The 8,855-nt window shown below is 64.6% G+C and carries 9 protein-coding genes; 6 read left to right on the forward strand and 3 right to left on the reverse strand.

The window, feature by feature from the left end:
* Positions 1 to 298: 298 nt before the first annotated feature.
* Positions 299 to 643 carry a histone-like nucleoid-structuring protein Lsr2 gene (locus ACWEKS_RS48115; protein WP_452346402.1) on the reverse strand — a complete coding sequence of 115 codons (345 nt, stop codon included), beginning with the start codon at positions 641 to 643 and terminating at the stop codon, positions 299 to 301.
* A gap of 530 nt (positions 644 to 1,173) precedes the next feature.
* Positions 1,174 to 2,418: an alpha/beta hydrolase fold domain-containing protein gene (locus tag ACWEKS_RS48120; RefSeq protein ID WP_452346395.1), complete on the reverse strand. Its 1,245-nt coding sequence runs from the start codon at positions 2,416 to 2,418 to the stop codon at positions 1,174 to 1,176.
* Between the two features lie 148 nt (positions 2,419 to 2,566).
* Between ACWEKS_RS48120 and ACWEKS_RS48125 the strand changes: the two genes are divergently transcribed.
* The 4 genes from ACWEKS_RS48125 to ACWEKS_RS48140 are packed head-to-tail and all read left to right on the forward strand — an operon-like array spanning position 2,567 to position 5,915.
* Positions 2,567 to 4,033 carry an aldehyde dehydrogenase family protein gene (locus tag ACWEKS_RS48125; protein WP_452346396.1) on the forward strand — a complete coding sequence of 489 codons (1,467 nt, stop codon included), beginning with the start codon at positions 2,567 to 2,569 and terminating at the stop codon, positions 4,031 to 4,033.
* Positions 4,034 to 4,065: 32 nt separating this feature from the next.
* Entirely contained in the window at positions 4,066 to 4,620 is a 555-nt protein-coding gene (locus ACWEKS_RS48130) for an RBBP9/YdeN family alpha/beta hydrolase (RefSeq protein ID WP_452346403.1), read from the forward strand.
* A 3-nt stretch (positions 4,621 to 4,623) separates the two neighbouring features.
* Positions 4,624 to 4,866, forward strand: coding sequence for a hypothetical protein (locus tag ACWEKS_RS48135; RefSeq protein ID WP_452346397.1), 243 nt, complete (start codon positions 4,624 to 4,626; stop codon positions 4,864 to 4,866).
* Positions 4,863 to 5,915, forward strand: a complete 1,053-nt coding sequence (locus ACWEKS_RS48140; protein ID WP_452346398.1) for an aldo/keto reductase — start codon at positions 4,863 to 4,865, stop codon at positions 5,913 to 5,915. Before ACWEKS_RS48135 ends, ACWEKS_RS48140 begins: the two co-directional genes overlap by 4 nt.
* Before the next feature lie 261 nt (positions 5,916 to 6,176).
* Here the strand turns inward: ACWEKS_RS48140 and ACWEKS_RS48145 are convergent, their stop codons facing one another.
* The gene (locus ACWEKS_RS48145) at positions 6,177 to 6,596 is read right to left on the reverse strand and encodes a hypothetical protein (protein ID WP_452346399.1); all 420 of its coding nucleotides are present in this window, start codon (positions 6,594 to 6,596) and stop codon (positions 6,177 to 6,179) included.
* Between the two features lie 713 nt (positions 6,597 to 7,309).
* Here ACWEKS_RS48145 and ACWEKS_RS48150 point away from each other — a divergent pair.
* Positions 7,310 to 8,089, forward strand: coding sequence for a hypothetical protein (locus tag ACWEKS_RS48150; protein ID WP_452346400.1), 780 nt, complete (start codon positions 7,310 to 7,312; stop codon positions 8,087 to 8,089).
* A 366-nt stretch (positions 8,090 to 8,455) separates the two neighbouring features.
* Entirely contained in the window at positions 8,456 to 8,734 is a 279-nt protein-coding gene (locus tag ACWEKS_RS48155) for a DUF6301 family protein (RefSeq protein WP_452346401.1), read from the forward strand.
* Positions 8,735 to 8,855: the final 121 nt, after the last annotated feature.

Raw genomic sequence — 8,855 nt, forward strand, 5'->3', positions numbered from 1 at the left:
CCGTCACCGCGCCATCCACTACGACGTCGGCAAAACCGTCAAACGACTCACAACCCTCTACCAACGCAACCGAGCCGGAGGTTAAAGACCAAGCTCAGTGCGGCCGGAATCGCCCGATCAGTCCCGCCGGAGCACTGCGACGGGCATCCCGCCCAGCCAACGTCCGCACATGCCGCATACCGCGCGGCCTGAGTCGTGCACCGGTGAAACCTGACAGTGGTCGGAACGAGCCCCCGAAGGCTGAACGGTCAGGAGCCGATGTCTGCGGGTTCTCGGCTCCCCCGGCGATTCGCGCCGGCTAGTTCTTGGCGCGCTGGTAAGCGTCGACGATCTCGGCCGGGATGCGGCCGCGTGAGGACACCTGGTGCCCCTGAGCGCGCGCCCAATCGCGGATCGCGGTGCTCTCCTGCCGGTCCGCCGCCAGACGCGCGCGCCCGCCGCCAACCACTTTGGCGCGCTTGGAGCGACCCAGCTTGCGGGCCTTATCGCTCCACGGTTCCATGGCCTCCCGCAGCGTGGCGGCGTTCTTGTTCGACAGGTCGATCTCGAAGTCGTTGCCATCGATTGAGAAGCAGACGGTCTCGTCGGCCGTCGATTCGCCGTCGCAGTCGTCCACCATAGTTATGGTGATTTTCTTCGCCATGGACTGCCCTTCCGTATGCGACGTGGTCGGGGCAGCGAGCGGTGCCCGCAATCCACCCCCGATCTCAGCGACATAGAAAGGCGTTCTGCGCTTCGGGTGTCTGGACGTGGGGAACGTCCTCCTGATGCGCTTGTCGGGCTTGGTGTCCCATCGCGGTAGGAGGACGTTCCATGGGTAACGGTAGTGGCGCGTCCCGGGGTTATCGCAACCGGAACGCGCGTTTGGCGTGCGGGGTTGGTTCCGGTGGGCAACGCGATAGTCGGGATCGATCTGGCCGAACGCGAACAGATGGTGGTGGTCGTTGATCATGACTCGAAAGTGCTGGCGCGCAGAATGTTCCGGTGTCGTGCCGGGGATCTTGGTGCTGGTCTGGACTGGGGGCGAGCACGCTGTCAGGGCTGGTTTCGCGGGTGTGACGGTGGCGTGTGAACCGACCGGGCATCGGTGCCGGGTGCTGGGGCAGTTGGCAGCAGACCGGGGCATGGCCTTTGTACAACGGGCGATGACCGCGTGGTCGCGCCTGACTCGACTCAGGCGCTCTGTTCCTCCGGTCGCGACTCGGTGGCGGCACCGCGCTGCGTCGTCGTTGCAATGAACTGACCGGCATGGCGCAGGGCCTCGGCGGCCTCGGGGAGGAAGGACCAGAAGATATGAAAGTCGTGTGTTGCCACCGGATACAGCTGAAGTGTGACGGCGACGTCGCACCGTCGAGCGTGCTCCACGAGGCGGTGCGCGTCGGCCAGGAGGGTATCGCCGGTGCCCGCCTGGATGAGGATCGGGGGGAGATCGGAGAGGTCGGTGCCGAGCGGATCGACCATCGGATCATCATGCGGATGCCCGGCAAGGTAGTCGGTGACGAATCGCTGGCGCAGTCGTTCGGCGGTGGCGGGCTGCGGCTCGGTCGGCTGCTCGCCGGGACGACTGCCGGCGAGATCGACACCGGGGCAGAGGAGTACCGCGCCCACAGGCGCGGGGAGCTGCCGGTTCTTGATCCCGATCAGCGTCGACAGCACCAGATGAGCGCCCGACGAGTCTCCGGCGAGCAGGATCTGTTCCGGGTCGGTGCCTCCTTCGACGAGCCAGAGATACGCGCGCAGGGCGTCTTCCACTGCGGCGGGGAAGGGGTATTCCGGCGCGAGACGGTAATCCGGCAGCAGGGTCCTGGTATTCGCGGCGGCGGCCAGCGCGCCCGCGAGCGCCTGGTATCCGAATGCGGATCCTGAAATGTACGCGCCACCATGGAGATACAGCACGGTGCCGGTCGCGGGTTGCGGTGGCGTGAGTAGCAGACTCGGCACGCCGCCCGCATTGATCGGCCGGACGGCTACGTCCTGCGGTGGCGAGAACTGCGCATGGAGATCCTCGAAAGCCATACGTAGCGCCTGCAATTCAGCGTCGACCAGGTCGCTGACCGGCTCCCAGTACCGGGCGATGCGGGCAACCAGTTCCCCGCCTACAAGACGGGTGGCCGACACGGCTTCGTCCACCTGAGCGAGAATCTCCAGCGCCCTGTGCTGGAGCGCATTGCCGGCCAGGGTCAGCTCGACCCGGTGTGTGGTGCGGCGCAACAATTCACACCCGACGATCTGCTCGAGTGCGCGGATCTGGCGGCTCAGCGCGGGCGGCGACAGGTACAGCTGCGCGGCGGCGCGACCGAAGTTGAGTTCACCGGCCACCGCGACGAATGCGCGTAAGTGGCGCAGCTCGAGCGCCTCCGGCGACTTGGTGATCTGCGGCGATCGTTCCATCTCGCGGTCTTCGTTCGGGGCCGTCACGCCCTCGAGTATTACCGAGAACCGCGATTTCGGTGATGCAACCTGCGCACGGCTGCAGTGCAGGATCGGTCATTCCCTCCGCAGTCCGCTCAATGCGAGCGTTGCTACAGCGTTCGGCACATACCCCTGCAGAGGAGTGAAGGAACTCATGACCAACCAAGCAGGTCCGATCAGACGCGGATTGTTGATCGGCGGCACGGAAGTGCCGGCGCTGTCTGCGAAGTCGACCTCCGATATCAACCCGTTCACCCTCGAAGTGTTCGCGGTGGTCGCAGCAGGGCGGGCCGCTGACGTGACCTCGGCTGTGGATGCTGCACAGCTGGCATTCCCGGACTGGGCAGCACTCCCCGCCACGGAGCGCACAGCTGTACTCGATCGGGCGGCGGGGCTCTTGGCGGCAAGGCTCGGGGAATTCACCGAACTACTTCGTTGCGAGACCGGCGGGACGCAGAAGTGGGCCCGGTTCAACATTATCGGCGCCTCCCGTCTGATGATCGAGGCCACCAAGGCCGTAGCCGGTTACGAGATCGCAGCGGCACCCCACGACGGCACCGGCGATTGGTCCGAGATCACCCACGAGGCAGCCGGTGTCGTGGCGGCGATCGTGCCGTGGAATGCGCCGCTGGTGTTGGCGATTCGTGCTGTGACCGTGGCATTGGCGGTCGGGAACACGGTCGTGCTGCGGCCCAGCGAGGACGCGCCGATCACGTCCGGACTGTTCCTTGCCGATGTCTTGGCCGAAGCGGGTCTGCCTGCCGGGGTGCTCAATGTAATTACCAATGACCGCGAGGATGCGGCCGAGGTGGTGGCGGCCTTGATCGGGGATCCGCGGGTCAGGCGGGTGGGGTTCACCGGATCGACCGGCGTCGGAGAGATCGTGGGGGAGTTGGCTGGGAAACACCTCACTCCAGTAGTGTTGGAGTTGGGTGGCAAGAATCCGATCATCGTGCTCGATGATGCGGATCTGGAGCAGGCCGTTGCGGAGATCCTGTTCACCCGTTTCATGAACTCGGGGCAGATCTGCCTGAGTGTGGACCGAATCATCCTGCACGAGAACATCGCTGAAGAGTTCACCACCCGATTTGTGCGGCGAGCCCGTTTCCTCGACCAGGGTGATCCGTCGCATCCCGACACCGTCGTCGGCCCCCTGATCAATGGGCGCGCCGTGGAGCGGGTGACCGCCCTGGTGGCCGACGCGACGGACAAGGGTGCCGCCATGCTGGTCGGCGGCGCCCCGGCTGTCGACGGAGTCTTCCCCGCGACTGTGCTGGCCGGCATCACCCCGGACATGCGGATCCATCACGAAGAGATCTTCGGACCGGTGGCCTGCCTCTACACCGTCGAAAGCGACGACGCCGCAGTGGCATTGGCCAACGACACCGATTACGGCCTGGCCAGCGCCGTATTCAGCAGTGACCGGGCGCGGGCCCTCGCCGTTGCGCGGCGGCTGCGGCACGGCACAACCCATGTCAATCACCACACCGTGGACGAAGACCCGTTCTCGCCGGTGAGCAGTTTCCGTGACAGCGGATTCGGCAGCCACTGGGATCGGGAATTCTTCACCCAGTCCCGGCTATTGCAGCAGCCCGATGCGCCTGCCGCACTGCCCTTTTGAGACAACAGGAGAAGCATTTGAGTACCATCGTTGTGTCGCACGGGCTCGCGGCGCGGAACGATAGCGTCTGGTTCCCCACCTTTCGAGCCGAATTGGAAGCGGCCGGGCACCGAGTGGTCATCCCTGACCTTCCGAATTCGGAGGCACCGCGGGTGAAACCGTGGCTCGAGACCCTGGCGGGCGCAGTCGCGGCACCGGCCGAGGACACCGTGCTGGTCGGCCACAGCATCGGCGCGGTCAATGTCCTGAGGTTCCTCGAACAATACGACGTGACGAGCGGAGTCTTCGCCGGAGTCGTGCTGGTCTCGACCTCGGTACACGAGGTCGGCTACGACCTGCTCGCGGAGTTCTTCGAGCGCGAATTCGACTGGCCGCGAATCCGCGCTGCTGCCAGGCAGTTTCGAGCGCTGACGGCGATCGATGATCCGGTCAATGCCCCGAACCCGCTGGAGCACATCGATGTTCTGGTCCGCGAGCTCGGAGCCACCGCCCTCGTGCTCCCGGACGGCGGGCACCTGGGCGCATATCCGGAGAATCACATCACGCTTCCCGAAGCATCGCGTCTGGTCCTGGACATTCTCACCTGAGCTATGACCAGGACCGAACCCGCGCGCTGGAAGCTGTGGCTGCTGACCGTCTGCGGTATCTACCCGATCATCACCGTACTCGCCACCGTCACCGGGCCGCTGCTGAGTGGGTTTTCCGTCCCGGTTCGGTTGGCCGTGCTGATCCCCGTTGCCGTGGCGGCGATGGTCTGGATCGTCATGCCCGCCTTGACCAGCCGCTTCCATCGCTGGCTCTTCACTCACACCACAGAGGGACAAGAAGAATGACCGACAAGCTGTCCACCCGTCCGCTCGGCACCACGGGCATGGACATCACCCGCCTCGGCTTTGGCTCCTGGGCCGTGTCGGGCTCCGGCTGGCGCTTCAGCTGGGGCGCCACCGATGACGAGCAATCGGTGGCCGCCATCCGGCACGCCATCGCCTCCGGCGTCAACTGGATCGACACCGCCGCCGTCTACGGTCTCGGCCATTCCGAGGAACTGGTCGGCAAGGCCATCGCCGAATTCCCCACGGCCGACAAGCCGTACGTTTTCACCAAGGTCGGCCTGGTTTGGGATCCGGAGAGCCCGACGGCCGCGCCTCGGCGGATTATGAAGCCCGCCAGCGTGCGCCGTGAGCTCGAAGACTCCCTGCGCCGGCTCGGGGTCGACCACATCGACCTGTACCAGGTGCACTATCCCGACACCGGCGAATCGCTGGAGTATGCCGGTGGCGGCTTCGGCGCCGTGTCTCCCAACGCCACCCCGCTGGAGGAGTACTGGCAGACCATGGCCGGGCTGAGGGCCGAGGGCAAGGTGCGGGCGATCGGCCTATCCAATCACACCGTCGACCTTCTCGAGCGCGCCGAGAAGGTCGCGCACGTCGACTCCATTCAGCCGCCGTTCTCGGCGATCAATCGGTCCGCGGCCCAGGAGATCGCATGGGCGCACGCCAACAACACCGGCGTGATCACCTACTCGCCGCTGCAATCGGGTCTGCTCTCCGGCGCTTTCAGCGCCGAGCGCGCCGCGAAGCTGCCGACCGACGATTGGCGTTCGGCGCATTCCGACTTCACCAGCGGACTGACCGTCAACCTGCAGCTGGCAGAGGCGTTGCGCCCCATAGCCGAACGGCACGGAGTCGGCGTCGCTGATATAGCTATCGCGTGGGTGCTGAATTGGCCCGGCATTACCGGCGCTATTGTCGGTGCCCGCAATGCCGAGCAGGTCGATGGGTGGATCGGTGCGGCGGCTGTCGAACTCGCGGCGAGCGATCTGGACGAGATCGCCACCGCGATAACAGTATCCGGCGCGGGGACGGGCCCGACCCGGTCGTAACCCTTCGTGCCGCAGTGTAAAAGCATGGAGGAGAGATGACGGCAGTACGAATCCATAAGCGGGCGGGTGTGGAAGGATTACCCCAAACTTTCACGGTGACTACCGGTGACTGTTCTCCACTCAAACGGCAAGAGTCCGGGATCGTCTCGGTCCGACGGGCCGAGCTACAGGCGGCGGTACCGGAGATGTTGTGCGCCCCGTACGACGAGGATGGCAACCAGATTCAGCCGCATCACGGTGACTACTGATGCAGCCTCGGGGTCATGGCCGAAATCCGATGCTGATCCTGGTGATGATTGGTTGCGGGTCGCGGTCCTCGGCGATGCAGTTCAGCATTTCACGCACGGCCAAGACCCCCAAGCCGCGATAGACCGATGCGCAAGAGTCGACCTGAGACTGCTCGATGACGCGGACCACTACTCGTGCCAACACCGGATTCCCACGGCTGCCCGGATCGTGAGTGCCCGTGCCTGCCAACTCGATCAAAGCTCCCTCAGCGAGGGCCTTCCCGAGTTCCTCGTCCTGGCAGGGCTCGCAGGCGAACTCGACCGAGGACGATTCGTAGTAAGCGATCGGCTCGAAGTCCAACTCTGCATAGCCCCAGTCGGGTACGCAATTCCCCGGCGATTTCGTGGAGCGCACAGTAACTCCGCGCACAGGCCGCGCGAGCAGAATCGTCATGCTCGCAACGATACGAGTGTGTGGATGGTCGGTCGCCGATCCTGACGTCCTGCTGCGCCGCCGCGCTGACGGAATCAGCCATGCGTCGGCTAGAACCTCCAGATTCGAGGAGTCTGCTCCGGCACATCGCGAAGCCGCTGGGTTTCCGGGCTAACGAGGCACACGTCCAAGAACTCTTCGGTCGCACCGAGGAAGACCACGACGCCTGGCAGATACCAACCCGCCCGCGGCGTAGCCCTGCTGGCGGTCGATACCTTCTCTGTCAGTTACGCGGTGACTTTCATGCCCACCGAGCTCGCTGAGTAGATCGCAGGAACGTCCTGCGGATGGGCCAAAGTGGTGCGTCTGGACATCGAGAGTTGATGGTCGGGGTGCAGCGGAGAACATCCGCAACTGCCGCATGCCGCGCTGACCGAACGGACCGCGAGGTGCGTGGAAGATCAACGGGCAGAGTGCATCTGAGTCCACCGACCGGACGTCGTCAGTGCACGGTCATGCCGAATGCCGCGCTGATCCTGCGGACGAACTGGGCACCCTGCCTGAGCTCGCCATGGGCGGCGTCCTCGTGATGGGTCGTGGGAAGACGACCCCACTACGTCACCAGGACACTGGCCGGGGACATCGCCCCGTTTGTAGGCCGGCACTGTTTGCACGGCGTGCCCGAAGGCCCGCAAACGGCGCGAATTCTCTTTCGCGGCAGGATAATCTGGCTCATGCTGGAGGTCAGCGGTCGGCACTCCGGGATTCGGCGCATCGAATATGGTGCGTTCGTGTTCTCTTTGTGCTTGGTGTTGCTGTTCCCGGTGCTGTGCTGGGCATTAGCGGCGCAGACCCCGAGAGGGCGATGGGCCGGGGTCACGGTGCTGACCATTGTGGCCGGTGTTCAGATCCCGCTGCAGTACGGGGTCTTCGGTACCGATTTCCAGGCCACCGTCGGCGTAGTGCTGGCCGTATTCGTCATTGTGGTGCTGATCGTCGCGCCGATCATGGAGTTGGCGCCTACCCGAGCGGTGCCACTCGGCCGGGACGCCAAGGTGCGCATAGGCATTGGTTGGACGCTCGGGGGTTTGTACTGCCTGTTCAGTGGGCTTGTCGTGCTGGTGGTCACCGCGATGGGCCTGCTTGAGTTCGGAACGGCGACCATGCCTCCCGTCGACGCTATCGGCTCGCTGCCCGAGGGGCTGTCGATGACCAAGACGGTGGCCCCCGACTGCGCCGACGATTCCGACGGCACCGATTGCGAGCGGACTTTCTACATCGCAGGAACGAATGGGACACCCGAGCAGGTCGCTGAACAGGTTCGGAAGTACCTGACCGACAGCAACGGATGGACTTTCACCCCCGAAAAGACCTTCCTCGGCGATTCCGGTACATGGAAAGGCTCTTGCTGGCATCAAGGCTGGATACTCGATTCGTATCAGGCCTGCACGTGGGTAGAGATCAAGAACGACGGCAGAGTCGCCGTCGTCCTCAGCCACAAGGACAGAGACTAGATCGACCGGGCCTTCGCCGGCACGGTCAGCAGGCCTGGTGGTTCGTGTCGAAGGTGAGGACGGTGGTCGCGCTTTTCGGGGCCCACTCCGGCTCATGAGCGTGTGTCCGGCGGCCACACATCCGCTATGCCGCATACCGCGCTGACCGAACCGGCCAGCGCGGGTGCGTGGAAGATCAACGGGCAGGGGTCATCTGAGTCCGCCGATCGGACGTTGCCAGTGCACGGTAATGCCGATGAGCGAGGCCCACGTGCGGGTTGGCGGAAGATTGTAGGGTAGAGATTATCTCGGCGGTCGGAACCGGGCATGATCTGTGAAGCGGGTCCGTTCAGGGCAAGACAGCCATCCCACTGCACAACAGCGCTCATGTTCGTCGAGAGTGAAAAAGTCGAGCGCATCGCCGCTGTCGCAGCGTCGTTCGACTGGACCTGGACCAGGGAAGACCTCCCCGCTATCTGCGAGGCATTGGGATGGGGGGTCCTCCGGTGTACCGAAGACTTTGCCCTACTCCGTACAGATCTCATGTCGGACCGTCCCGAAGCATACTGGAGCACCACAGCCTGGGACACCGATGGTGTTCGAGAAGTACTGAGTTGGGGAGGGTTCGAATCGGTCCGACGTTCCAGAAGATCAGCGGCTCGCTGACTACATGCAACGGTAATGAGCGCTCATGCCGCATACCGCGCTGACCAAGTAGGCCAGCGCCGGGCATCGAAAGATCAACCGGCCATGCTGATCTGAGCGCCCTGGACGTCCGCTACTGCCG

The sequence above is a fragment of the Nocardia sp. NPDC004711 genome, from assembly GCF_053601595.1.

What these genes read in the sequence shown, in the direction of transcription:
- ACWEKS_RS48150 (WP_452346400.1), top strand. Translation starts at nt 7,310, where the DNA reads ATGCTGGAGGTCAGCGGTCGGCACTCCGGGATTCGGCGCATCGAATAT.
- ACWEKS_RS48125 (WP_452346396.1), top strand. Translation starts at nt 2,567, where the DNA reads ATGACCAACCAAGCAGGTCCGATCAGACGCGGATTGTTGATCGGCGGC.
- ACWEKS_RS48155 (WP_452346401.1), top strand. Translation starts at nt 8,456, where the DNA reads ATGTTCGTCGAGAGTGAAAAAGTCGAGCGCATCGCCGCTGTCGCAGCG.
- ACWEKS_RS48145 (WP_452346399.1), bottom strand. Translation starts at nt 6,596, where the DNA reads ATGACGATTCTGCTCGCGCGGCCTGTGCGCGGAGTTACTGTGCGCTCC.
- ACWEKS_RS48135 (WP_452346397.1), top strand. Translation starts at nt 4,624, where the DNA reads ATGACCAGGACCGAACCCGCGCGCTGGAAGCTGTGGCTGCTGACCGTC.
- ACWEKS_RS48140 (WP_452346398.1), top strand. Translation starts at nt 4,863, where the DNA reads ATGACCGACAAGCTGTCCACCCGTCCGCTCGGCACCACGGGCATGGAC.
- ACWEKS_RS48115 (WP_452346402.1), bottom strand. Translation starts at nt 643, where the DNA reads ATGGCGAAGAAAATCACCATAACTATGGTGGACGACTGCGACGGCGAA.